This window comes from Streptomyces sp. BRA346 (genome assembly GCF_052851135.1).
On record NZ_JAIWIH010000038.1, the window covers coordinates 30,805 to 53,954 of the forward strand.

At 72.0% G+C, this 23,150-nt stretch carries 18 protein-coding genes and 1 tRNA gene; 10 read left to right on the top strand and 9 right to left on the bottom strand.

Annotated elements, in window-relative coordinates:
- The first annotated feature begins 12 nt into the window (after window positions 1-12).
- Window positions 13-279: a GlsB/YeaQ/YmgE family stress response membrane protein gene (locus LCH29_RS34450; RefSeq protein WP_446465619.1), complete on the top strand. Its 267-nt coding sequence runs from the start codon at window positions 13-15 to the stop codon at window positions 277-279.
- A 95-nt stretch (window positions 280-374) separates the two neighbouring features.
- Here LCH29_RS34450 and LCH29_RS34455 read toward each other — a convergent pair whose 3' ends face one another.
- The 4 genes from LCH29_RS34455 to LCH29_RS34470 all read right to left on the bottom strand — a co-directional run bounded on the left by LCH29_RS34455 (window position 375) and on the right by LCH29_RS34470 (window position 6,516).
- Window positions 375-1,598, bottom strand: coding sequence for an MFS transporter (locus LCH29_RS34455; RefSeq protein WP_446465620.1), 1,224 nt, complete (start codon window positions 1,596-1,598; stop codon window positions 375-377).
- Between the two features lie 84 nt (window positions 1,599-1,682).
- On the bottom strand, window positions 1,683-2,423 hold the full coding sequence (locus LCH29_RS34460; RefSeq protein WP_446465621.1) for a maleate cis-trans isomerase family protein: 741 nt from the start codon (window positions 2,421-2,423) through the stop codon (window positions 1,683-1,685).
- 23 nt (window positions 2,424-2,446) lie between these two features.
- On the bottom strand, window positions 2,447-2,671 hold the full coding sequence (gene pptA, locus LCH29_RS34465; protein WP_446465622.1) for a tautomerase PptA: 225 nt from the start codon (window positions 2,669-2,671) through the stop codon (window positions 2,447-2,449).
- 17 nt (window positions 2,672-2,688) lie between these two features.
- Window positions 2,689-6,516, bottom strand: a complete 3,828-nt coding sequence (locus tag LCH29_RS34470; protein ID WP_446465623.1) for an amino acid adenylation domain-containing protein — start codon at window positions 6,514-6,516, stop codon at window positions 2,689-2,691.
- A gap of 286 nt (window positions 6,517-6,802) precedes the next feature.
- Here LCH29_RS34470 and LCH29_RS34475 point away from each other — a divergent pair, with 286 nt between their 5' ends.
- Window positions 6,803-7,378, top strand: coding sequence for a MarR family winged helix-turn-helix transcriptional regulator (locus tag LCH29_RS34475; protein ID WP_446465624.1), 576 nt, complete (start codon window positions 6,803-6,805; stop codon window positions 7,376-7,378).
- 363 nt (window positions 7,379-7,741) lie between these two features.
- Here the strand turns inward: LCH29_RS34475 and LCH29_RS34480 are convergent.
- Window positions 7,742-7,817 (bottom strand) — tRNA-Arg (locus LCH29_RS34480).
- A gap of 384 nt (window positions 7,818-8,201) precedes the next feature.
- On the opposite strand from LCH29_RS34480, the gene LCH29_RS34485 reads away from it, so the two are divergent.
- The 7 genes from LCH29_RS34485 (at window position 8,202) to LCH29_RS34515 (ending at window position 17,255) form a co-directional block, all read left to right on the top strand.
- Window positions 8,202-9,818 carry a dynamin family protein gene (locus LCH29_RS34485; protein WP_446465747.1) on the top strand — a complete coding sequence of 539 codons (1,617 nt, stop codon included), beginning with the start codon at window positions 8,202-8,204 and terminating at the stop codon, window positions 9,816-9,818.
- Window positions 9,819-9,823: 5 nt separating this feature from the next.
- Window positions 9,824-11,821: a GTPase gene (locus LCH29_RS34490; protein ID WP_446465748.1), complete on the top strand. Its 1,998-nt coding sequence runs from the start codon at window positions 9,824-9,826 to the stop codon at window positions 11,819-11,821.
- A gap of 168 nt (window positions 11,822-11,989) precedes the next feature.
- On the top strand, window positions 11,990-12,463 hold the full coding sequence (locus LCH29_RS34495; protein ID WP_446465625.1) for a single-stranded DNA-binding protein: 474 nt from the start codon (window positions 11,990-11,992) through the stop codon (window positions 12,461-12,463).
- Between the two features lie 187 nt (window positions 12,464-12,650).
- Entirely contained in the window at window positions 12,651-14,081 is a 1,431-nt protein-coding gene (locus LCH29_RS34500) for a Cys-Gln thioester bond-forming surface protein (protein WP_446465626.1), read from the top strand.
- Between the two features lie 243 nt (window positions 14,082-14,324).
- Window positions 14,325-15,989 carry an energy-dependent translational throttle protein EttA gene (gene ettA, locus LCH29_RS34505; RefSeq protein WP_446465627.1) on the top strand — a complete coding sequence of 555 codons (1,665 nt, stop codon included), beginning with the start codon at window positions 14,325-14,327 and terminating at the stop codon, window positions 15,987-15,989.
- A gap of 4 nt (window positions 15,990-15,993) precedes the next feature.
- Window positions 15,994-16,467, top strand: a complete 474-nt coding sequence (locus LCH29_RS34510) for an acyl-CoA thioesterase (protein ID WP_446465628.1) — start codon at window positions 15,994-15,996, stop codon at window positions 16,465-16,467.
- Entirely contained in the window at window positions 16,464-17,255 is a 792-nt protein-coding gene (locus LCH29_RS34515; protein WP_446465629.1) for a hypothetical protein, read from the top strand. The genes LCH29_RS34510 and LCH29_RS34515 overlap by 4 nt, the downstream gene beginning before the upstream one ends.
- Before the next feature lie 163 nt (window positions 17,256-17,418).
- Here the strand turns inward: LCH29_RS34515 and LCH29_RS34520 are convergent, their stop codons facing one another.
- A complete protein-coding gene (locus LCH29_RS34520) occupies window positions 17,419-17,823 on the bottom strand; it encodes a globin (RefSeq protein WP_009717881.1) in 405 nt (134 codons plus the stop codon).
- A gap of 117 nt (window positions 17,824-17,940) precedes the next feature.
- On the opposite strand from LCH29_RS34520, the gene LCH29_RS34525 reads away from it, so the two are divergent.
- Window positions 17,941-18,984: a methyltransferase domain-containing protein gene (locus tag LCH29_RS34525; protein WP_446465630.1), complete on the top strand. Its 1,044-nt coding sequence runs from the start codon at window positions 17,941-17,943 to the stop codon at window positions 18,982-18,984.
- A gap of 52 nt (window positions 18,985-19,036) precedes the next feature.
- Here LCH29_RS34525 and LCH29_RS34530 read toward each other — a convergent pair whose 3' ends face one another.
- The 3 genes from LCH29_RS34530 to LCH29_RS34540 all read right to left on the bottom strand — a co-directional run bounded on the left by LCH29_RS34530 (window position 19,037) and on the right by LCH29_RS34540 (window position 23,147).
- The gene (locus LCH29_RS34530; protein ID WP_446465631.1) at window positions 19,037-20,305 is read right to left on the bottom strand and encodes an FHA domain-containing protein; all 1,269 of its coding nucleotides are present in this window, start codon (window positions 20,303-20,305) and stop codon (window positions 19,037-19,039) included.
- 60 nt (window positions 20,306-20,365) lie between these two features.
- The gene (locus tag LCH29_RS34535) at window positions 20,366-21,733 is read right to left on the bottom strand and encodes a vWA domain-containing protein (RefSeq protein WP_446465632.1); all 1,368 of its coding nucleotides are present in this window, start codon (window positions 21,731-21,733) and stop codon (window positions 20,366-20,368) included.
- A gap of 118 nt (window positions 21,734-21,851) precedes the next feature.
- Window positions 21,852-23,147: a PP2C family protein-serine/threonine phosphatase gene (locus LCH29_RS34540; RefSeq protein ID WP_446465633.1), complete on the bottom strand. Its 1,296-nt coding sequence runs from the start codon at window positions 23,145-23,147 to the stop codon at window positions 21,852-21,854.
- Between the last annotated feature and the right edge of the window lie 3 nt (window positions 23,148-23,150).

Consider the following 23,150-nt stretch of genomic DNA (forward strand, 5'->3'; position numbering starts at 1 on the left):
CAGAACCGCACCATGAGCATCGTGAGCTGGATCATCCTCGGGCTTCTCGCCGGAGCCATCGCCAAGTTCCTCCTCCCCGGCCGTGACCCGGGCGGTCTGGTCGGCACCACCGTCATCGGCGTCGTCGGCTCCTTCCTCGGCGGCTGGCTCTCCGCCAAGTTCCTCGACCGTCCCATCGACGACCAGTTCTTCGACCCCGCCACCTGGGCAGCCGCCATCGGCGGCTCCCTGGTCCTGCTCATTGCCTACCGCCTGCTCTTCGGCCACTCCCGCCGCTGACGGCACGCGAAACGGCCTCCTCCGCCACGTCCGTATCGCGTCCGTATCGCGTCCGTATCCGTAGAGGATCCGTAGAGGAGGAGGCCGCCGGGTGTTCAGCCGTCGGTCACCCGGGGGCCGGGCTTGAAGCCGTGCCGATGGGCCAGGGCGACCACGGCGGTGGCCAGGAGGGTCAGCCCGAGCAGCACCCAGGGGATGGATCCGGCACCGGCCGACTCCAGGAGGAGACCGCCGAACACTCCGCCGCCCGCGACCGCGAGGTTGAAGACGGTGACGAACATCGACTGCGCGACGTCGGCCGCCTCCCCGGCCGCGTCGGCGTTGGCGGTCTGGAGCAGCGTGGGAGCGCCGCCGAAGGTCACCCCCCAGGCGACGATGCCGAGGAACACCAGCGGTACGGACGTCCCCGCGACCCCCAGCACCAGGGACGCGAGCGCGAACCCGGCGAGGCTGAGCAGGGTGACCGGGCGCAGCTTGCGGTCGACCAGGATTCCGGTGAGCCAGATCCCCACGATCGCCGAGGCGCCGAACACCAGCAGCGCGAGGTCGACGCGCTCACCGAGACCGGCCCGTTCCAGGAACGGGGCGATGTAGGTGTAGAGGATGTTGTGGGCCAGGATCCACAGGAGCACCACGGCCAGTACCGCGCCGATGCCCGGCATGAGGAAGATCTTCCGGATCGGCTGCCGCTCGGTGGCGCTCTGCCCGGCGAAGTCCGGGACCAGCGCGCGGATCCAGAGCATCAGTAGCAGCGCGACGCCGGACATGATCCAGAACACGCCCCGCCAGTCGAACAGCGACCCGAGCCAGGTGCCCAGCGGGACCCCGAGCGTCAGCGCGACCGGCTGGCCCACCCCGACGATGGCCAGCGCCCGGCCCTGGAGGTGTTCGGGGACCAGCCGCCGGCCGTATCCGGCGAGCAGCCCCCACACGACTCCGGCCGCCATACCGGCGATGAAGCGGGCGGCGAGGGTGAGTTCGTAGCTGGTGGACAGCGCGGTGATGGTGTTGAACACCAGCAGCCCGCCCACCGCGAGGAGCAGCAGCGGACGGCGTCGCATGCTGCGGGTGGCGGCGATGACGGGGATGGCGGCCACCACGGAACCGATCGCGTAGAGCGTGACGAGCTGTCCCGCCAGCCCTTGGGAGACGCCGAGGCCGTCGCCGATCTGTGGGAGCAGGCCCGCGGGCGTCGTCTCGGTCATGATGGCCAGGAATCCGGCCGTGGTCAGCGCCAGCAGCTTTCCCAGGGGAAGCCGGTCGTCCTCGATGACCCGCTGCGGGTCCATGGCAGTCTTCTCACTGCCGGTAGTGCTCACGTAGTTCTCCTGTTTTTTGTGTCGGCGCCGGGCGGGGGCGTTTCGGCCCGCCCCCGCCCGGCTGTATCTCAGGCCGGATATTTCTCAGTACGTGGCGGCCAGGGAGCCGAATCCCCTGATGCGGTCGGCGATGCCGTTCTGCCGCAGTGCCCGCCAATAGAGCACCGTGTTGTTGGAGATGACCGGCTTGCCGAGCCATTCCTCGGCACCGGCCGCGACGCGCATCATGGCCATATTGGTGCCCACCTGCACGATCGCCTCCACGTCCGGGGTGTCGACGGCCTTCACGGCCTCACGCAATTCCGGCTCGGGCACATGGGCGATCCGCTCGGGGCTGCTGCAACCCAGCCCCGCCATCGACACCACGTCATATCCGGATTCGGTGAAGAACCGGCTCACCGAGTCGTCACCGGCCGGAACGTACGGGGTGATGACGCCGAGCCGCCGGGCGCCGTAATGGGACAGCGCCGTGGTGAAGGCGTCCGGGCTCATCGTGACCGGAACTCCCCCACTGGCGGACTTCATCGAAGCCACCACCTCGTCCTGGGATCCGGGGCCGTCCCAGTAGATCTCCGGGGAGAAAGCGATCACGAAGCAGTCGGGTTTGCAGGGCAGCAGACTGCCGATCGCCCGATGGGTCGCCTCCCGGTAACTGCTGACCAGATCCTCGATGCCACCGGTCAGCGACGTGTCCTCGGTCTGCATGCGCCCGGTGTGGTTGGTCACCCCTTCGGGGCGCATGGCTTCCATTTCCGGCTGGACGGAGGTGTTGGTCGCGGGAAGGACCACGCCGACTTTGAGACGCGGTCCGAGGCAGTCGGTCATTTCGCGCTCCTTGCTTACGTGACTCAGGTGTTCGGGGCCTTGATGAGGAGGTGCTCCCGCTCTATGATTTCCGGAACGATGACGGCGTCGTTCCATGACGACTGGTCCACCTGCTCCAGTGCGATGGAGACGGCGCTCTCGGGGACCTCGAAGTGCCGCACCACGAGCGCGGTCAGCTCCTCGGCCAGCTGCTTCCGCTGCTGGTCACCGACGTCCCGGGGGAAGTGCTTGATGGTGAGATGAGGCATGTCCTCCTCCGTGGGGCTCAGTTGTCGAGGCGGGTGTGGATGGCCGAAATGAGTTCGCCGACCCCCTTTTCCTTGAGTACGCTGTAGTGGTCCCCGACCAGTTCGACCGTGGTCGGAGGCGTGGCGGAATAGCCCGAGCTGCCCTCGATGAACGAGTAGTCGTCGCCCGTCGCCTTGAAGATGGTCACCGGTGCGTTCAGCTCGCGCTCGGCCAGTTCGCGGAAGCTGTACTCGAATTCGTAGGTCGCCTCCACGATCCGGGTGATCCGGCGGATGAGCGCTTCGTCCAATTGCGGAAGCAGGTCGTGGATGAACGCCACGAACTCGTCCTCGTTCCGGACCGTCTCCAGGCAGCGGTCGCGGTCGGGCCCGCTGATGCCGCCGGTGAAAACGGAGTAGAGGATCGTGAGGTAGGCCGGATTGCGGTACGTCGCCTCACGCCCGTACTGCTTCCCCTCCGTCTCCCGGACCTTGGGATTTCCGGGGCAGATCAGGAACAGGTTCTCCACCCGTTCCCCCGCGTCCTCCAGCTGCCATGCGGTTTCGAAGGCGACCCGGGCTCCGAAGGAATAGCCCCACAGGGTGTACGGGCCTTCCGGCTGGATTTTCCGGATCTCGGCCACATCCGCCGCGGCCATGTCCCGGATCGTCGGGTACGGCGTCTCGCCGTCGTTGATGCCGTGCGCCTGGATTCCGTAGAACGGCCGGTCCACATCGGCACCCGAGGCGAGCTGCTGGAGATTCATGGGATAGCCGCCGAGACCTGGCCAGCAGAAGACCGGGGACTTGGCGCCCTCGGAATGCAGCCGCAGGAACCGGGATATCTCCCCGCTCGCGGTGCCGTCGATATGGCGGGCGAGCCGCCCGACCGTGGGTGCCTCGAAGAGCACCTGTACCGGAAGCCGGGTCCCGAATCGCTTGTTGACACGGTTGACGAGCGTGACGGCGATGAGCGAATTGCCCCCGGCCTCGAAGAAGTTGTCCTCGGTGGAGACCGGTTCGTATTTCAGCGCCGCCGCCCACAGCTCGGCGAGGGCCTGTTCGGTGTCGGTCTCCGGCGCCACGAAGGCGCGGCTCTCCAGCCCCTGGGACAGCTCGTCGAAGGTGGCCAGCGTCTTGACGTCGATCTTGCCGTTGGCCGTCTGCGGCAGTGCGTCCAGGACGACGACCTTGTTGGGCAGCATGTAGTCCGGCAGATACGAGGCCAGGTCGTCCCTGATCACCTCGGTCGGACCCTTCATGTGGACGACGTCCTCGCCCATGCCCTCGCTCGCCTCCTGCTCGGCCGAGATCCGGCCGCCGACGAAGAAGTAGGAGGCGCCGGTCGGGATCGAGCACTCGGTCAGGATGGCGTCCAGGCGCCGCGCGGCGGGCAGGGGATTGCCGCTCTTGGAGCTGTAGCCGGAGGACATCAGCCCCAGCCCCAGCTGGTTGGCCTGGAGGTGGTGGAGCTTCTTGCCGAGCGCGATGTACTCCAGCCACGGTTCGGCGGCCCGGCTGACGGCGCTGATCCCGAAGCTGGAGCGCTCGTAGACCGCCTGGTTGATGGCGATCACGTGCTTCTTCTGCACCAGCTCGTCGGAGATCTTCTCCAGGTCACCGTCCTGGTAGCGGTACTGACCGCCCGGCAGGTCGGTGACCTTCCCGGGGTGGACCTGGAGGTAGATCTCGGTGGGGTCCTCCGGCTTCCGGCCGTCGCTCTGCCGGATGTCGAAGGTGCCCAGGTAGTGGTCGTCCTCGGCCACGTCGAACTGCGGCAGCAGCTCCGGACGGAACCCGTCCGGATGGATGGCCAGGCCATGGGCGGGCAGCACCTGCTCGAACAGGCCGACCATGTGGCCCGTCTCGAACTCCAGGACCTCGAGGATGTTGTTCTTGTAGACGGGCTCGATGGCCTGCCGCTTGCCGACGAAGTGGACCTTCAGCCGCGGGGAGCCGCCGCCCTTCACGCGGCGGATCAGGGTGAGCTGATGGTCCAGCGGGTTGTAGTAGTGGATGCCGTCCGGCAGATCGCCGATGCCCGCGATCTCCAGATACATCTGGGTCGCGTACAGCGCGCCGGGCGAGGCGTACGCGTACTTCGGCAGCAGCCGCTCCTCGCTGTGGAACTGCCCGAAGGAGCGCAGGATCCGGCCCAGCCCCTGCAGGGTCAGCTCGCCCAGCGGCCGGGACGAGAGTGGATCGACACCGTGGTCGAGCAGCTTGAGGATGCGTGCGCGGCTGGTGTCCCCGCCCTCGTAGAAGCGGTACGTCTTGCGGGCGAACGCCTCCCGGCGCAGCTCCGGGCTCGCCTCGCGGCCCGGCAGGTCCACGTGGGTCCGCCCGGCGAGCTGCTCGGACGAACGCAGCCCGGGGTTGGACAGCTGGGCCTTGACCTGGAGCTTGTTGGACTTGGACTGGTGGTGGGAGCCGTGGTTGCCCTGGTCCATCAGGGCGGCTTCCTTGGGGTTCAGCTCCACCGCGGCGACGAGGTTCTGGGAGCCGGTGCGGGCGTCGTCCTTGACGAGGACGGCGGCCCGCTTGACCCAGGCGTGGTGCTCGATGGTGCGGGCGACCTCGTCCAGCTCGACGCGGTAGCCGCGCAGTTTGACCTGGCTGTCGGTGCGGCCGAGGAAGTGGACGGTGCCGTCGGGGGACTGGGACACCAGGTCGCCGGTCCGGTACAGCCGCACCGGGTCCTGCCCGGGCTCCGGCGCGAGGTGCGGGAAGCGCTCCTCGGTCAGCTCGGGCCGGTGCAGGTAGCCGCGGGCGAGCTGGACACCCGAGACGTACAGCTCACCGGTCTCGCCGCGCGGCACGGGCCGGTGGTTCTCGTCCAGCACGTGGTAGCGGGTCCGGCTGACCGGGGTGCCGATGGGGATGACGGTGGGTTCGTCGTCCACGGTGGCCGGGGCGACCTCGTACGCGGAGGAGTTGATGGTGCACTCGGTGGGTCCGTACAGATTCACCAGTCGCGCCGTCGGCAGCGTCGCGAAGAACTCGGCGGCCAGCGCTCTGGTGAGCGCCTCACCACCGCTGAACACCCGGACCAGGCTGGTGCAGTCGCCCAGCCGCTCGGTGTCCACCAGGGCCTGGAGCAGCGTCGGGACGCACTGGAGGGTGGTCACCCGGTGGCGGTCGATCGTGTCGATCAGCCCCTCCGGGTCGCGGTAGACACCCGGGGTGCCCATCACCACGCGGGCGCCGCACGCCGAGCCGAGGATCTCCCACTGGGCGGCGTCGAAACTCATCGGGGTCTTCTGGAGGATGACGGTGCCGCCGCCCAGGTGCCCGTACTCCTGGAGCCAGCCGAGCTGGGCGACGATGCTGCGGTGTTCGACCATCACCCCCTTGGGCTTGCCGGTGCTCCCGGAGGTGTAGATGACATAGGCGAGCCCGTCGGGCTGCGGCTCCTCCGGGGCGTCGGGCAGTGGTGGCGGGGGTCCGGTCGGCTGGTCGGCCAGGGCCTCGTCCACCGTGAGGACGACGGTGTCGGTCGGGGCGAGTTGGCGCAGCCGGTCGGCCAGATGCGGCTGGCAGACGATGACCTGCGCACGGGCGTTGTCGATGATGAAGCGCAGCCGCTCCTCGGGGTAGTCCGGGGAGAGCGGTACATACGCGCCGCCGGCACTGAGGATGCCCCAGGCGCCGACGATGAGGTCGAGGGACGGATCGGCGAAGAGCCCCACGCGGTGGTCGCGGCGCACGCCGGACTTCTGGAGCCGGAGAGCTAAGCGGGCGCTTCGGTCGAGGAGGTCGCCATAGGTGAGGTGGGCGTCCTCGGCGACGACGGCGATGTCGTCGGGCCGTGTCGTGGCCTGTGCTCGAAGGAGCGCAGGCAGGGTGGTGTGGTTTCCGACAGGCATGAAAAACCTTCCCGTGTCTCTGTTGATGGCTTCCGGCGATGGCTTCGTGGGCGCGAACGCCGTCGGATGAGATCAAGCAGTTGTGACGAGGCGGGTCTGTTCAGGTCTTCGGTGGTCACCCCGGACATGGCCCTGCCGGAGCCTTTGCCGGTAGGCATCCCGGGCCTGGCGCCGGCAATGGGCATGGACGAGGGTTGGTGTGCTCATGGGTGTGGCCGGAGATGACCCCTTGTTGCGTACCCAGAGCTGTCTGTCAGCCACTGACCGTAGAAAGTAGGCTTGGTTCATGTCAAATAGTTCGATGTTGAACTCACCTAGAAGTGGCGAGGCCGAAGAGGTGAACGAGCCGCAGGGGCAGGGGGAGGACGCGCTCGACCGCATCCTTCAGCAGTGGGCGGACGTCCGCCCTGACCTGGACGCTTGGTCCATGGCGATGATGGGGCGGCTCTTCCGGGCGACCCGGCTGGTCGAGCAGGGCGTGGTGACGTATCTCGCGGCCGAGGGCATGGAGCGCTGGGAATTTGATGTGCTCGCAACATTGCGCCGCAGTGGCCCGCCGTACGCGCTGTCCCCGAAGGCCCTGGCCGCGACCATGATGATCAAGCCTCCGGCGCTGACCCATCGGGTCGACCGGCTGGTGGGCCGCGGCCTGGTCGACCGCGAGCTCGACGCCACCAACCGCCGCCGCATGGTGATTTCACTCACCCAGGAGGGCTTCGACCTGGTGGACAACGCGGTGGAGGGTCATGTCCTCAACGGAGAACGCCTGTTCAGCGCCCTGGACCGGGGCGAACAGGAGCAGCTGTCCGATCTGATGCGCAAGCTGCTGCTCTCCCTGGGCGACACACCTCCCGCGCCCTAGGGGGTGTCTCGCCGGTCATGCCGGGCTCGCGACGCCGCTGTGACATCAGCCGCTGCCGCGGCGGGCGGCACCTCGCGGTCCCGCGCTCGTCGCTCCCCAGCTACCGCTGGGCGGTGCCCCCTCGCGCCTCCCCCCAGCACCGCTGGGAGGCGCCCCCTGACGCCGCTCGCTGATCCGGCCTGATCGGCAAGACACCCCCTCGCGGGCAGGCGACGTGTGAACTCCGGGATGCCCGGCGGTGCGTCAACCTTCGTCAGGAGTTCGCGCGAGCCCGGGGCCATCGATGTGCGCGGCGACTCGATGTGCGTGGCGACCGGGGCCGACGCGGCTGGGCCGCGCGGCCCAGCCGCGTCGGTGGGCCGGTGGCGCCCCCGGCAGGACTCGAACCTGCGGCCAAGCGCTTAGAAGGCGCCTGCTCTATCCACTGAGCTACGGGGGCCGGTGGTGGGCCTTGGAACTGCTGAGCCCCCGGGTGCCGACGGGTCCGCGGTGCGGCCGTGGTGCCGGTGGCCGGGCGCGGCGGATCCGTGACCTTGCCGGGGACAAGGATAGGGCTCCCTGCGCCTCGCCCCGGTTGCTTCACCTCCGTGGCACGTTGTGGAGGTTCGGTGAAGCGGTCCGATAATCGCAGGCAGGTACGAAACTCGCATCGTTTTTCACGCCTCAAACGGCGGGTGTTGTCTACTCGTTATGCCTGAGTCCCGTCCGTCACGCCTGCCTCGTGTCCGATCTGAGGTGATCCGGGTGGGTCTCTTTGACGCGCACGAACGAGCATACGCTTCAAAAAGACATCAAAACCGGGCATTCTTCGCATGTGGCGATCTTGGACGTACGGCCCCGGCTGCTCGACGCGCTGACCGCACTGCGCGATCGCGTTGACGCCGCACGGTTTCCGCTCCCCCTTCCCGGCGCCGACCGCGCTCGCCGCAGCCGTGCCGAGTTGCTTGCTCAACTGGACGACTACCTCGTGCCCCGGCTGCGCGCCCCCGAAGCGCCTCTCCTGGCGGTGATCGGGGGATCGACCGGAGCCGGGAAGTCCACTCTGGTCAATTCCCTGGTCGGGCGGCGGGTGACGGAGGCCGGGGTGCTGCGGCCGACGACCCGTACACCCGTGCTGGTGTGCCACCCCGACGATCACTCCTGGTTCGCCGGGAAGCGGGTGCTGCCGCAGCTCACCAGGGTGTGGGTCCCCGCCCAGGGAGACCGGGCGGAGGGGCCGTACGACGAGGAGGAACGGGCCCGCGAGGGCGAGGGGCCCGCGGCGCTGCGGATCGAGACCGATCCGGGGCTCGCCCGGGGGCTCGCGCTGCTCGACGCGCCCGACATCGACTCGCTCGTCGCCCGCAACCGCGACCTCGCCGCCGAGCTGATCTGCGCCGCCGACATCTGGGTGCTGGTCACCACGGCCACCCGCTACGCGGACGCCGTCCCCTGGCATCTGCTGCGGACCGCCAAGGAATACGACGTGACACTTGTCACGGTGCTCGACCGGGTGCCGCACCAGGTCGCCGCCGAGGTCTCCCGGCAGTACGCCGCGCTCCTCGACGGGGCCGGGCTCGGCGACGTCCCCCGCTTCACCATCCCCGAACTGCCCGAGTCGGCGGGCGGCGGCAGCGGCCTGCTCCCGGCCACCGCCGTCGCCGCGCTGCGCGGCTGGCTCACCCAGCACGCCCAGGACCCGCAGGCCCGTACCGTCGCCGCCGCCCGCACCGCGGCCGGTGTCCTCGCCTCGCTCCAGGCCCGGATGCCCGCACTGGCCGGTGCGGCGGCCGCCCAGCACGCCGCGGCGGTGCGGCTGATCCAGCGGGTCGAGGGGGCGTACGCGGAGGCCGCCGAGCGGGTGCGGCGGGAGATCGCCGCGGGCGCGGCGCTCGCGGGCGGCGCGCTCACCCACTGGCACGGCCAGCCGCGCGACAGCACCCCCGAGGAGCTTCTCGCGGCGCTCACCGAATCCCTCGCCACCCTGCTGCGCAGCGCGGCGGCCGCCGCCGACGACCGGGTCGCCGAGGCGGGGAAACGGGACCCCGCCGCACGGACCGGGCTCGCCCCGGCCGACGCGCACGAGGCCGGGGAACGGATCGGCGTGGCCGTACGGCGCTGGCAGCGCTGCGTCGAGGAACTGGCCGAGGAGGAGACCCGCGCCCGGATCCCCGACGGCGGCGGAGCCGACGTCTCCGACGAGGTCGCCGCCCTGCTGGTCGCCTCCCTGCTGGGCGGGCGGCGGGCCCGTAAGGCGGGTGAACGGCTCGCCGAGACGCTGGGCGCGCACCGCGCGCTGCGGCTGGGCGACCGCGGCGGGCGGCTGCTCGACGGCTGCGTCGCGCGCGCCCTGGAGACGGAGCGCGACCGGCGGCTGGCGCCCCTCGACGCCCTCGACGTGACCCCGGACCACCAGGTCCAGCTGATCGCCGCGCTGTCCCTACTACAGAAGGAGAGGTGACCGAGGTGACGGCCACTGCTGCCGGTCTGGACGGCGGGGATGGGGGCGGGGGCGAGGCGGCTTCCGCGGAGGCGGTGCGGACGCGGCAGACCTGGGACGACGGGCTGATCGCCCGGCGCGCCGGGCGCCGGGCCGCCCGCCGCGCTCCCCGCGGGACGTCCGGGGCGGAGGCCCCGGCGCCGCGGACCGCCGCCGGGAGCGAGCGGCGGGAGGCGGGCGGGTCGGCGGGGCCAGTCGGGTCCGTCGGGTCGCAGGGGCCGTACGGGGCGTACGCGCCGGACGGGCCGCGCGACGCGTATGAGCCCGGCGAGCCGTCGTACGAGTCCTACGCCTCCTACGGCTCTCGCGACCCCTACAAGGCGTACGAGGCGTACGAGACGTATGCCTCGTACGAGCGGCCCTTCGGGCCCGGCGCCCGCAGCTTCGCCGCAGGCAGCCTGCGGCCGCGCCTGGACGCGCTGCGCCAGCTCGTGGGGCTGTCCCGCACCCGGCTGGACGGACGCACCCTCGCCGGGGCCGGGCGGGTCCTGGACGAGGCCGCCGCGCGCGGACGGCATCCGCTCGGGCACACCGTCGTCGCCCTCGCCGGAGCCACCGGAAGCGGTAAGTCGACACTCTTCAACGCGCTCGCCGGGGCGCCGCTCTCCGAGTGCGGGATCCGGCGGCCGACCACCGCCGCGCCGCTCTCCTGCGCCTGGACCGATCACGCCGACGGGCTGCTGGACCGGCTCGGCATCCCCCATGCGGACCGGCGCCGTCCGGCGCATCCGTACGACCCCGCGCTGCGCGGCCTCGTCCTGCTCGACCTGCCCGACCACGACTCGGCCGCCCCGGGCCACCGGGACCGGGTGGACCGGCTGCTGGGGCTGGTCGACGCGGTGGTGTGGGTGGTGGATCCCGAGAAGTACGCGGACGCGGTGCTGCACGAGCGCTATCTGCGGCCGCTCGCCGGTTATGCGGAGGTCACGTTCGTGGTCCTCAACCAGGTGGACCGGCTGCCGGGCGAGGCCGCCGACCAGGTGCTGGACGATCTGCGGCGGCTGCTGGACGAGGACGGGCTGGCGCTCGGCGAACACGGGGAGCCGGGCGCGGCGGTGCTCGCCCTGTCCGCGCTCACCGGGGAGGGCGTCGGGGAGCTGCGGGAGATGCTGGGCGGGCTCGCGGCCGAATGCGGCGCGGCGGAGCGACGGCTCGCGGCCGACGTGGACGGCACGACGGCGCGGCTGCGGCCGCAGTACGTGGCGGACGGGGCGCCGGCCGGGTTCACCGGCCGGGCGCGGGCGGAGTTCGAGGACCGGCTGGCGGAGGCGGCGGGCGCGGCGGCGACCGGGCAGGCCGCGGAGCGGGCCTGGCTGCGGGACGCGCGGAAGGCGTGCGGGACGCCGTGGGGGCGGCTGGCGCGGAGCGGCCGCCGGAGCGCGGAGGACGAGCGGGCGGTCCCGGGCGCGCGGGCGAAGGCGGCGGCGATGGAGGCGGTCACGGCGCGGCCCGCGGTCGAGGAGGCCGTGCGCACGCTCGCCGACGAGGCCACGGCCGGGCTCCCCGGGCCCTGGGCCCAGGCGGTGCGGGAGGCGGCGGGGTGGGGCGGTCGGGGACTGCCGGAGGCGGTGGACGAGGCGGTGGCGGCCGCCCGGCGCGGACAACGACTGACGCGGCCCGCGTGGTGGTCGGCGGTGGCGGCGGCCCAGGTGGTGCTGCTGGTGCTCCAGGTGGTGGGGGCGGTCTGGCTGGTGGGGGCCGTGGCGGGGCTGTTCGGCGGGCCGGGGTGGTGGCTGCCCGCGGCGCTGGTGGCGGGCGGCGCGCTGGCCGGGACGGGGTTGGCGTGGGCGTGCGGGCTGGCGGCGCGGGGGCCCGCCCGGCGGTACGGACGGGCGGCGGAGGCGCGGCTGCGGGACGCGGCGGTGGGCTGCGGACGGGCGCGGGTGCTGGCGCCGGTGGGGGCGGAGCTGGCGCGGTACCGGGAGGTGCGGGCGCAGTACGTGATCGCGGCGGGGGAGGGGTGAGAGCGGGACCGGGCGGCGGTTCACCGGAACGAGGGAGCGGGTTGTCCACAGCCTGGGGGCTGTGCACAGGCTCCGGCGCGGGGCTCGGATCGCGGGCAGCATGGGGGTCGGCGGTCCGGTGGGCCGCCGGGGGAGAGCGGGATCGCGGGAGAGCGGGGGAGCGCGGCCATGAACGAGACCTGGACGACGGTGGTGGGGAACGCGGCGACGCGGCCGGATTTCTGGGAGACGGCGGCCGGGGTCGCGGTGGCCCGGTTCCGGCTGGCGGCGACGGTGCGCCGCTGGGACCGGAAGAGCGAGCGGTGGGTCGACGCGTATACGAGCTTCTATACGGTCTGGACCTGGCGGACCCTCGCGGCGAACGTGGCCGCTTCGGTGTCGCTCGGCGAACCGCTGCTGGTCCACGGCACCTTGCGGGTGCGTGAGCGGGAGAAGGAGCGGGAGCGCGAGAAGGCGCAGCAGGGCGCGGGGGAGGGGGAGAGCGGGCCCAGGCGGTGGATCACCGCGGAGATCGACGCGGTGGCGGTCGGGCACGATCTCACCCGCGGCACCTCCGCCTTCCGGCGGGTCTCGCAGGCCAAACCGCTTTTAAACGTACCGACCGGGGCAACACCCCGCCGGCCAGGGGTGATTTATCGATAATCCCAGGTCATGTGGGGTCTGTGGGGCAGGTAACGATTCCGATTCGGATCGGTTGGGGTCAGGTCCAATCGGGGATCGTGCGGCTTTTCGCTCCCTAGGATCCCTGAGTGCCCAACGGGGGTTACTGAGTTTTGAGTTCGCTGGCGAGGCGCACCAACTGACTGGCGCTCCGCCCGGAGGGGAAACCATGATTTCTGTGAAGAGGCGGGGTGTCGCTCGACTCACGGCCGCCGTCCTGGCGTCAGGGCTGGTCGCGGTGGGCGCGCTGGCCGGCGCCGGTGCCGCCGCCGCGGACGATGTGCCTCCGGGGAACGGTGGAGCCACCGCCACGCTGAGCGGCCTCAAGACCTTCGACAAGGCGGTCATCCACGACAAGGGTGACCAGGAGGTCGGCGCCGGTCTCTTCGAGATGGCGGTCGACAACGGCGGCAGTATCCAGACGTACTGCATCGATCTGCACAATCCGACGCAGAGCAAGGCGAAGTACGAAGAGAAGTCCTGGAGTCAGACCTCGCTGGCGAACAACCGCGAAGCAGGCAAGATCAACTGGATTCTCCAGAATTCCTACCCCCAGGTGAACGACCTCGCCGAGCTCGCCACGAAGGCGGGTTCCGGTGCCCTCACCGAGAAGACCGCGGCCGCCGGTACCCAGGTCGCCATCTGGCGCTTCTCCGACCAGGCGAAGGTCGACGCGGTCGACCCGGCGGCCGAGAAGCTCGCCGACTACCTGGAGGAGAACGCGCGGAACCTGGCCGAGCCCAAGGCCTCGCTGAGCCTCGACCCGCCGGCCGTCTCCGGCAAGGCCGGTGAGCGGCTCGGTCCGGTCACGGTCCGCACCAACGCCGAGAGCGTCACCCTCACCCCGGGCGCCGAGGCCGCCGGATCCGGCGTCAAGCTCGTCGACAAGAGTGGCAAGACGATCACCAGCGCCGCCAACGGCGGCGAGGTCTACGTCGACGTGCCGTCCGACGCGGCCGACGGCTCCGCCACGCTGACCGCCCAGGCTGCCACCAAGGTTCCGGTCGGCCGCGCGTTCTCCAGCGACACCAAGAGCCAGACGCAGATACTCGCCGGTTCCAGCGAGAGCACCGTGTCCGCCTCGGCCACCGCCCACTGGGCGGAGAAGGGCGCGGTCCCGGCCGTCACCGCCGAGAAGGACTGCGCCGAGGGCGGTGTGGACGTCACGGCGACCAACAAGGGCGACGAGGCGTTCACCTTCACGCTGCTGAACCAGACGTACACGGTCGAGGCCGGTCAGTCGAAGACCGTCACCGTTCCGGTGAACGAGGACCAGGGCTACAAGTTCAGCGTCCGGGGCCCGAACGGATTCCGGAAGACCTTCTCCGGCGTCCTCGACTGCAAGACCGCGGGCAGCGGCACCGGCGGCAGTGACACCCCCTCCACCAAGGCGGGCCCGGCGTCGGCCGGCGGTACCGGCGGCGGCGAGGTCACCAGCGGTGACACCACGGCCGTCGACGCCACCGACGGCGGTGACCTCGCGGAGACCGGAAGCAGCAGCTCCACCCCGCTGATCGCGGGCATCGCCATTGTGCTCGTCGTGGTCGGCGGCGGTGCGATCTTCTTCGTCCGCAAGAAGAAGGCACCCTCGGGCGAGTGACCGCCCGGCGGAGTGACCGCCGACGACGGACGGTGAGGAAGGGCCGGGCCTCGGCAGAACGAGGGGTTCCGGCCCTTCCTGCCGGGGCGGCCGCCCCGGACGGCGGAACAACTGGTTTCCGCCTCGGGCCTGCCGTACGGCAAGATGGGGTGGGGTGTCTCTGCCCTGGACGCGGCGGAGCCCGCATGCACCCATGCGGCGCGCCCGCACATCGATACCTACCAGATTGCCGGACGGTTTCTCTTGGCTGAGTTCATCTACACCATGCGCAAGGCGCGTAAGGCGCACGGCGACAAGGTGATCCTCGACGACGTCACGCTGAGCTTTTATCCCGGCGCGAAGATCGGTGTCGTGGGCCCCAACGGCGCCGGTAAGTCGACGGTGCTGAAGATCATGGCCGGGCTGGAGCAGCCGTCCAACGGTGACGCCTTCCTCTCGCCGGGCTACAGCGTCGGCATCCTGCTCCAGGAGCCCCCGCTGGACGAGTCCAAGACCGTGCTGGAGAACGTCCAGGACGGCGTGGCGGAGACCAAGGGCAAGCTCGACCGGTTCAACGAGATCGCCGAGCAGATGGCGACCGACTACAGCGACGCGCTGCTCGAGGAGATGGGCAAGCTCCAGGAGGAGCTGGACCACGCCAACGCCTGGGACATGGACGCCCAGCTGGAGCAGGCCATGGACGCCCTGGGCTGCCCGCCCGGTGACGCGCCGGTCACCAACCTCTCCGGTGGTGAGAAGCGCCGCGTCGCGCTCTGCAAGCTGCTGCTGGAGGCCCCCGACCTGCTGCTCCTCGACGAGCCCACCAACCACCTGGACGCCGAGTCGGTCCAGTGGCTGGAGCAGCACCTCGCCAAGTACGCGGGCACCGTCGTGGCCATCACCCACGACCGGTACTTCCTGGACAACGTCGCCGAGTGGATCCTGGAGCTGGACCGCGGCCGCGCCATCGGCTACGAGGGCAACTACTCCACGTACCTGGAGAAGAAGCAGGCCCGCCTCAAGGTCGAGGGCCAGAAGGACGCCAAGCGCCAGAAGCGCCTCAAGGAAGAGCTGGAGTGGGTCCGCTCCAACGCCAAGGGGCGCCAGGCCAAGTCCAAGTCCCGGCTGACCCGTTACGAGGAGATGGCCGCCGAGGCCGAGAAGACCCGGAAGCTGGACTTCGAGGAGATCCAGATCCCGCCGGGCCCGCGCCTGGGCAACGTCGTGGTCGAGGTGGAGAACCTCTCCAAGGCGTTCGGCGAGAAGGTCCTCATCGACGACCTCTCGTTCACCCTGCCGCGCAACGGCATCGTCGGCGTCATCGGCCCCAACGGCGCCGGCAAGACCACGCTCTTCAAGATGATCCAGGGCCTGGAGACCGCCGACGCGGGCAAGATCAAGGTCGGCGACACCGTCAAGATCTCCTACGTCGACCAGAGCCGCGCCAACATCGATCCCAAGAAGACGCTGTGGGCGGTCGTCTCCGACGAGCTGGACTACATCAACGTCGGCCAGGTCGAAATGCCGTCCCGCGCCTACGTCTCCGCCTTCGGCTTCAAGGGCCCGGACCAGCAGAAGCCCGCCGGGGTGCTCTCCGGTGGTGAGCGCAACCGCCTCAACCTCGCGCTCACCCTCAAGCAGGGCGGCAACCTGCTGCTCCTCGACGAGCCGACCAACGACCTCGACGTCGAGACCCTGTCCTCCCTGGAGAACGCGCTGCTCGACTTCCCGGGCTGCGCCGTGGTCGTCTCCCACGACCGCTGGTTCCTCGACCGCGTCGCCACCCACATCCTGGCGTACGAGGGCGAATCCAAGTGGTTCTGGTTCGAGGGCAACTTCGAGTCGTACGAGAAGAACAAGATCGAGCGGCTCGGCCCGGACGCCGCCCGTCCGCACCGCGCCACCTACAAGAAGCTCACCCGGGGCTGAGGGGATGGCCCGGCACATCTACTCCTGCCCCCTGCGCTGGTTCGACATGGACGCGTTCGGCCATGTCAACAACGTGGTCTTCCTCCGCTATCTGGAGGAGGCGCGCGTCGACTTCATGTGGCGGCTGGCGCCGGGGAACGGGAGTGACGCGTTCACCGGCGGGGTGGTCGTGGCGCGGCACGAGATCGACTATCTGAGGCCCCTCGTCCACCGGCACACGCCGGTGACCATCGAGACCTGGGTGAAGGAGATCCGCGCCGCGTCCATCGACCTGTGCTACGAGGTCAAGGACGAGGAGACCGTGTACGTGCGGGCCGCCACCCGCATCGTCCCCTTCGACCTCGAAGCGGGCCGGCCGCGCCGCGTCACGTCCGAGGAGGAGAGCTTCCTCACCGACTACCTGGAGCCCGAGCCGGGCACCCGGGAGGCGGCCGGGAAGGGCGCCGGGAAGTCCGCCGAGGGGGCCGTCACCGTATGACGGCCTTCCGGCACGAGCTGCACTTCGCCGACGCCGGGGAGGCGGCCGACCTCGCCGCCTTCCTGGCCCGGCTGATCCACTACGACCGCGCCGCCGCCGTCCGGCTCCAGGCGGGCGGCGGGGTGCTGGCCGTCTTCGGCCGCCCGCCGTCCTTCGAGGTCCTGGCCATCCGTACGGCACGGCTGGAAGCCGTCGTCACCGCGGGCGCCACGGACGCCGGTGACCCCGGCGGGCCGGGGGCGCTGGACACCACCGTCTCGGCCGGTCAGTTCGCCGACGCACTGGACGCGGCGGGCTCCGGCACCACGACGGCGTCCGATGGGCTCACCGTCGCCGTTCCGGAGGCCGTCACCGGCCCGCCCTGGGCCGGGTTGCTGCCGCCGCGCGGCGGCTGGCGCCGGGTGCCGGGGCTGCCCGGCACGGACGAGGTGCGCGCGGCGGTCGCGGCCGCGGTCGCCGAGTTCCGGGCCCGCGACGAGGCGCTCCCCGAGGAGCACCGTACGCGCGCCGAGCGCGACCGCATCGGCCACGAGATCTGGTCCCGCACCCTCGGGGACACCGGGCTGCCGCTGCGCGCCGTGCACGCCGCCCAGTCGCTGGGCTTCCTGCGCCCCGCGCGGGCGGGTGCGCCCGCCGCCACCGGCTCCCGTGGTGCCACCGCCCTCGCCCCGCAGACCGAGCCGCTCGGGCTGCTCGCCGCGGGCGGCTGGCTGCGGCTGCGCACCCCGTACGGCTCGATCGCGGTGCGTACGTCGGGGCTGTCCGGGCTGTCCGTGACGCCCGCCTAGTAGGGGGTGTCTCGCCGATCATGCCGGGCTCGCGACGCCGCTGTGACATCAGCCGCTGCCGCGGCGGGCGGCACCTCGCGGCCCCGCGCTCGTCGCTCCCCAGCTACCGCTGGGCGGTGCCCCCTCGCGCCGACAAGACACCCCCTAGGGGCCCTGGGCGGGCTCAGCCCTCCGTGTTGACCATGGAGGCGGCCGCGTAGGTGAGGTAGTTCCACAGCTGGCGCTCCAGGTCGGGCGCCAGCTCCAGCTCGTCGACCGCGTCCCGCATGTGCTTCAGCCAGGCGTCATGGGCCGCCCGGTTCACGGTGAACGGCGCGTGGCGCATGCGCAGCCGCGGATGGCCGCGGTTGTCGCTGTAGGTGCGGGGCCCGCCCCAGTACTGCATGAGGAAGAGCACCAGCCGCTCCTCCGCCGGGCCCAGATCGTCCTCGGGATACATCGGCCGGAGCAGCGGGTCCTCCGCGACTCCCTGGTAGAAGCGTCGGACCAGGCGCCGGAAGGTCTGTTCGCCGCCGACCAGCTCGTAGAAGGTCTGCTCCTGAAGTGTGCCGCGCGGAATGTCTTTCACGCCTCCATGCTCTCAGACCACCCGGCCTGGGTAAGGGGGCGTAGGCCCCGCCCGCACAAGGGGCCCGCCCGGCGGACGGAGGTAGCGGGGCGGAGGCGCGCGCAGGACAGTGGAGGCATGGGCGGCGCGGGCGTGACGGAGACGGGCGGTGGGCGCGGACGGACGGGCGACCGGCCCGATCGTCACGCCGAGGCGGCCGCCGTGGCACGGGCCGGGCTCGTCCGGGAGATGACGGCGGGCGGCGGGCTCACCGATCCGCGGTGGCGGGCGGCGTTCGAGGAGGTGCCGCGCCATCTGTTCGTGCCGTATTACTACGAGGCGGGCGGGGTGGACGACGAGGGCGGGGCAGCGCTCACCACCCGGCTGTGGCGGGACGACCGGAACCCGCTGCGCCGGGCCCGCTGGCTGGCCGGGGCCTACGCCGACGCGCCCCTGGCGACGCGGGTGCGCAACGGCGAGCTGATCTCCTCCAGCAGCCAGCCGTCCCTGATGGCGCGGATGCTCGACGCGCTGCGGGTGCGGGACGGGGACCGGGTGCTGGAGATCGGCACGGGCACCGGCTACAACGCGGCGCTGCTCGCCCATCGGCTCGGCGACGCCCGGGTGACGACCGTCGACCTCGACCCGGAGATCACCGAGGCCGCCCGCAGACATCTCGCCGCGGCCGGATTCCGCCCGGCCGTCATCACCGGTGACGGGGCGCGCGGCTGTCCCGCGCGTGCCCCCTACGACCGGATCATCGCGACGTGTGCCCTGCCGTCCATGCCGTCCGCGTGGCTCGGGCAGTGCCGGCCCGGGGCGCTGGTGCTGATGCCGCTGGCCACCGGTCTGCTCGTGCTGCGGGTCCACGACGCCCGGCATGCGGAGGGCCGGTTTCTGGTCACTCCCGCGTACTTCGTTCCGCTGCGCGGCAGCGGACCGCCGCGTCCCGTCCCCACGCACGGGCTGCCGTCGTGGCCGCTGCTGGACGATTCGTTCCGCTTTCTGCTGAACCTGGCCGCGGACCGGCTGGAGCCGGTCGAGGCGCTGGCGCTGTGGGAGCACGAGGGGCGCCCGGGGCGCGAGCGCTACGGGGTCACGGTGCGGGGCGAGCGCCAGTGGGCCTGGCTGGACGACGCGGAGGGCACGTACGCCTGGCCGCTGGGCGCGGAACCTACCTGATCAGGCCCGGAGCCGCGGCCGGGCCGGGGCGAGATGCCCCGGCCCGCGAGCCTCAGCCGCGGCGGACGGTGATCGTCGTCCAGGCGCCGACGTGCACCCGGTCGCCGTCCTGGAGCGGTACCGGCACATACGGCTGGATCGGCTCCTCGCCGCCGTTGATCGTCGTGCCGTTCGTCGAGTCCTGGTCGACGACCGCCCAGCCGCCGTCCGGCTGCTGGACGAGGACCGCGTGCTGGTGCGAGACGCCCGGGTCCTCGGGCGCGCGCCCGAGGTCGATGTCCGGGGCCTCGCCCGTGCTGTGGCGGCGGCGGCCGATGGTGATCTGCTGGCCGTTGAGCGGCAGTTGCTGCTCGGGGGAGTACGCCGGGAGGTTCAGCCCGGCGGCCTCCGGGCCGCTGCGGTGCATCATCGCCGTGAAGTAGTCACGGTCCGGCGCGACGACCGCCGTCCAGGGCCCGGGCCCGGCCGGGGGCGGCGGCGTGTGCCCGCCGCCCTGTCCGTACGGGCCGGGCGGCGGGGGCGCGCCGGGGCCCGGGTACGCCTCGTTGCCGTACGACGGGGCCGGGGGCGCGGGCGGCTGCGGTGCCTGGGGGTAGCCGTACCCGTAGCCCTGCTGCTGCGGCGGGGCCGGAGCGGGCGGTGGCGGCGGGGCGGCGCCCGCGGACGCCTGCGGCGGCGCCAGCGGCCAGTCGTCCTCCCCGCCGCCGAAGGCCGGGCCGGAGGACTGGTGCGGCTCCGACGGGGACAGCGGCTCGGCCGGGCGGTTGATCTGGGACGGGCGCGATGCCTGGTAGTCGCCGCCGTGCGTCTGGTGCGGCGGCTGCTGGCCGTGCGGCGGCAGCGGCTGCCCCTGCGACGGCGGTCCCTGGTGTCCCAGCGGCGGCTGCCCGTGCGGCTGCGGCGGCCCGGGCGGCGGCGGGAAGCCGCCCTGTCCGGGGGGCGGCGGGGCGTACGAGGTGGGCTGCTGCGTCAGGAAGTTGTAGCGGCACTCCTCGCAGAAGGGCGCCTGCGCCTCACGCGGCGTACGGCACTGCGGGCACACCTCCGGCTGGTAGCCGCCCTCCGGCTGCGGCGGGGCCGGGTAGCCGTAACCGGACGAGGGCGCGCCGGGCGGGGGCGCGCCGGGCGGGGGCGGCGGGCCGCCCGGGGCCGGGCCGCCGTAGCCGCCGGGGCCGGGCGCCCCCGGGCCGCCCGGCATCGGAGGGGGTGGCGGGGGCGGCGGCATCTGGCCGGAGGGCATGGGTGTCCCCGACATCCGGTGGCCACACACCTCGCACCAGTCGTCGGCCGCCGATTGGTGGCCGTTAGGGCAGGTCGGCATGTCGGTGATCCCCCTCTTGTGCCGTTCTAGGCATTTCTGCCGTAACGTGATCTTTTCGTGCTACTTCTTGACGCGAACTGTCTTGGTAGAGCGTGTTTCGAGTGTCATCTCGTCCGCCTCCGCAACCTTCGCTTTCAGTCGCACAGTACCTGCCGCCGCGTCGACGACGTCCACCACCTTCGCAAGCAGTTTCGCCGTGTCCTTGTTCCCCGAGACGTTCGCCAGCTGTACGGCCCTTCCCAGCTTGGCGGTCGCTCCATCGACATCGCCGGACTTACGCGCATCCATGCCCTGTTGGATGACCTGTGCCAGTTCGGCCTGCCCCGTGTAGTGCGCGACCTGCGGATTCATCGAGGTGGAGGCGGTCATGTCGGTCGTCCACACGGCCCGGACGAGCCCCTGGGACAGCGGGGTCGGAGGGCCCTGGCCGTCCGGCTGCGGCAGGACGAGGGAGACCCGGGCCGCGAGCATTTCCTGGCCGATTTCCGCCGCCGGGACCCGCAGGCACACGTGATAATCGCGTGATTCGTCCCCCCATGACCCCGTCGGGTAGTCACCGGAGCGCGGTCCGGCCTCGGCGCGCCGATCGGTCAGGTCCTCGACCGTGGGTGCGACCTGTTTCACAAACACCACCTCGGCGCCCACCGGGGTCCACAGCCTCAGATGGACGTCCGCGACCTCCTTCCGCATGGCCGTCGCCATCATCTGCGTGAAGTCCGCGGAGAGTTCGGCCGGATTCGCCACGATATCGGCCGTTCCGAGCAGGGCGGAGGCGATCCCGGTGACCTCCTTGACCTCCCAGTCGGTGCCGACCCCGCGGGCGTCGCAGGTGAAACGGCCCGCGCAGGCGTCGAGCGCGGCCCGCAGCTCCTCCGGCGTCTCGTGCTCGTTGCGGCCGTCGGTCAGCAGGATGCCGTGCCGGATCGAGACGTCCGCGGTGCCCAGCAGCCGGTCGGCGAGCCTCAGCCAGGTGCCGATCGCCGTGCCGCCGGCCGCGCCGAGCCGCCGCAGCGCGTCCTTCGCCTCGGCGCGGGTGACCGGGTCCGCGGTCGCCAGCCGCCCGTTGCCCGGAAACACCTCGACCGCCTTGTGGGTGCCCGCGATCACCGCGAAGGCGACCCCGTCGCGCACCGTGTCGATCGCGGCGGCGGTCGCGTCCCGGGCATTGCGCATCTTCGTCGGCGGATAGTCCATGGAGCCGGAGCAGTCCACCATGATCACCACGGCCGCGTCGGCCGTGCCGCCGGCCGTGGCGTACCGGCCGGGGGAGGCGACGGGAGCGGGGATCGGCATCCCTCCGGTCGTCCCGCCGCCGGTCGAGGTGACCGTGACGATCGCGTTGACCTCACGGCCTCCCTCCGGGAGGTACTCGTTCTGATAGACGTCGACCGAGAACCGTGGCGCTTGGGACTTGGAGAAATTGGCCATCTGATCCGCTCCTTGGCGCTCCACAGGGACGTATATCGCGTCGTGCCGCGAGAGCGTGGGCGGAGTGATGGCGTCCGGCGCCGCTCCCCCCGGGCCGGAGCCCGTCCCCCTCGGGCCGTCAGGCGGATCCTGCCCCTCCCGGCGGGGCGGGGAACGGCACCACGGCCACTGTTACGTTGTCGTGGCCCCCGCCGTTGAGGGCGTGGCCCACCAGGACCCGCGCGCTCTGGAGCGGCCTGCCCCGGGCGTCCGGCGGCACCGCGCGGGCCATCTCCTCCGCCGACTCGGCGTAGTTCCACAGCCCGTCGGTGCACACCACCACGACCCCCGGCCGGTCGGGCTTGAACGAGGCGGTGTGCGGCTCCAGTTCGTAGGCGTCCGCGCCGAGCCAGCCGGTGATGGCGTGCGCCCGCTCGTCCGCGTACGCCTCGGCCTCCGACATCAGCCCCGCCGCCACCATCTGGGCCGCCCACGAGTCGTCCTCGGTGAGCCGGGCGGGCCGGGTCGTCCGGTCGTCGGGCACCCAGTAGACGCGGCTGTCGCCGATCCAGCCGACGGTGAGCAGGTCGCCGGTGACCACGGCGCTGACGATGGTGCAGGCCGGAGCGTTCTGCTGGCGCTGCTGGGGCTCCTCGAGCGGGCCCGGCGCGCCGGTCTCCAGGGCGAGCGCGGTGACCGCGTCGGCCGCGGCCACGATCGCCTCGTTCATGGCCTGTTGGGGGTGGGCGCCGCGGGGGAGCGCGGTCAGCAGCGACTCCTCCGCCGCGTGCGCGGCCGCGGCCGACGCGTCATCGGGCCGGGTGGCCGAGGAGACCCCGTCGCAGACCACCGCGACGACGGCCGGTGAGCCGTCCGGGAGGGCGGCGGTGGCCACGGAGAACGCGTCCTCGTTGCGGTGGTGGCGCAGCCCGCGGTCACTTGCCGCGGCGACCCCCGCCAACTCCCGCTCCATATGGTCGCGCTCACGCGCCTGGGCGTGGCCGCAGTGCTCGCAGTATCCGTCCCTGTCGATGGTGCCCTCCTGGCACGCGGCGCACCGGGGGCGGCTGTTGCCGCCGGGCAGCCGGGGGTCCGCCCCGGTGCCGGTGCCCGCGCTCGATGCCGTGCCTGTACTGGTGTGCGTCCGAGTGTGCGGGTCCGTGCCGACGGGTGGGCCGGCGGGGGTGGTCGGTGGGGCGCCGGGCGCCGCCGGGCCCGGCGGGGACGGGGCGTCGAGCGCCGCCGCGGTCCGCGGGTCGGCCACCGGGGGCGGTGCCGGGGCCGCCAGCCGGTAGTCCTCCGGCTCCTGCCGGGCGGACGGCACGGCCGCCGACAAGTCGGCCCCGCACCCGCCACAGTAATTGTCTCCCGCCTCCAGCGGCTCTGCACAGGTCGGGCAGGCTGACAGCTGGGGCAGCTGTGGCATCTGCGACATCGA

Coding starts and splice junctions, on each gene's coding strand:
- LCH29_RS34450 (WP_446465619.1), top strand. CDS start 13: ATGAGCATCGTGAGCTGGATCATCCTCGGGCTTCTCGCCGGAGCCATC.
- LCH29_RS34460 (WP_446465621.1), bottom strand. CDS start 2,423: ATGACCGACTGCCTCGGACCGCGTCTCAAAGTCGGCGTGGTCCTTCCC.
- pptA (WP_446465622.1), bottom strand. CDS start 2,671: ATGCCTCATCTCACCATCAAGCACTTCCCCCGGGACGTCGGTGACCAG.
- LCH29_RS34470 (WP_446465623.1), bottom strand. CDS start 6,516: ATGCCTGTCGGAAACCACACCACCCTGCCTGCGCTCCTTCGAGCACAG.
- LCH29_RS34475 (WP_446465624.1), top strand. CDS start 6,803: ATGTCAAATAGTTCGATGTTGAACTCACCTAGAAGTGGCGAGGCCGAA.
- LCH29_RS34495 (WP_446465625.1), top strand. CDS start 11,990: ATGAACGAGACCTGGACGACGGTGGTGGGGAACGCGGCGACGCGGCCG.
- LCH29_RS34500 (WP_446465626.1), top strand. CDS start 12,651: ATGATTTCTGTGAAGAGGCGGGGTGTCGCTCGACTCACGGCCGCCGTC.
- LCH29_RS34510 (WP_446465628.1), top strand. CDS start 15,994: ATGGCCCGGCACATCTACTCCTGCCCCCTGCGCTGGTTCGACATGGAC.
- LCH29_RS34515 (WP_446465629.1), top strand. CDS start 16,464: ATGACGGCCTTCCGGCACGAGCTGCACTTCGCCGACGCCGGGGAGGCG.
- LCH29_RS34525 (WP_446465630.1), top strand. CDS start 17,941: ATGGGCGGCGCGGGCGTGACGGAGACGGGCGGTGGGCGCGGACGGACG.
- LCH29_RS34530 (WP_446465631.1), bottom strand. CDS start 20,305: ATGCCGACCTGCCCTAACGGCCACCAATCGGCGGCCGACGACTGGTGC.
- LCH29_RS34535 (WP_446465632.1), bottom strand. CDS start 21,733: ATGGCCAATTTCTCCAAGTCCCAAGCGCCACGGTTCTCGGTCGACGTC.
- LCH29_RS34540 (WP_446465633.1), bottom strand. CDS start 23,147: ATGTCGCAGATGCCACAGCTGCCCCAGCTGTCAGCCTGCCCGACCTGT.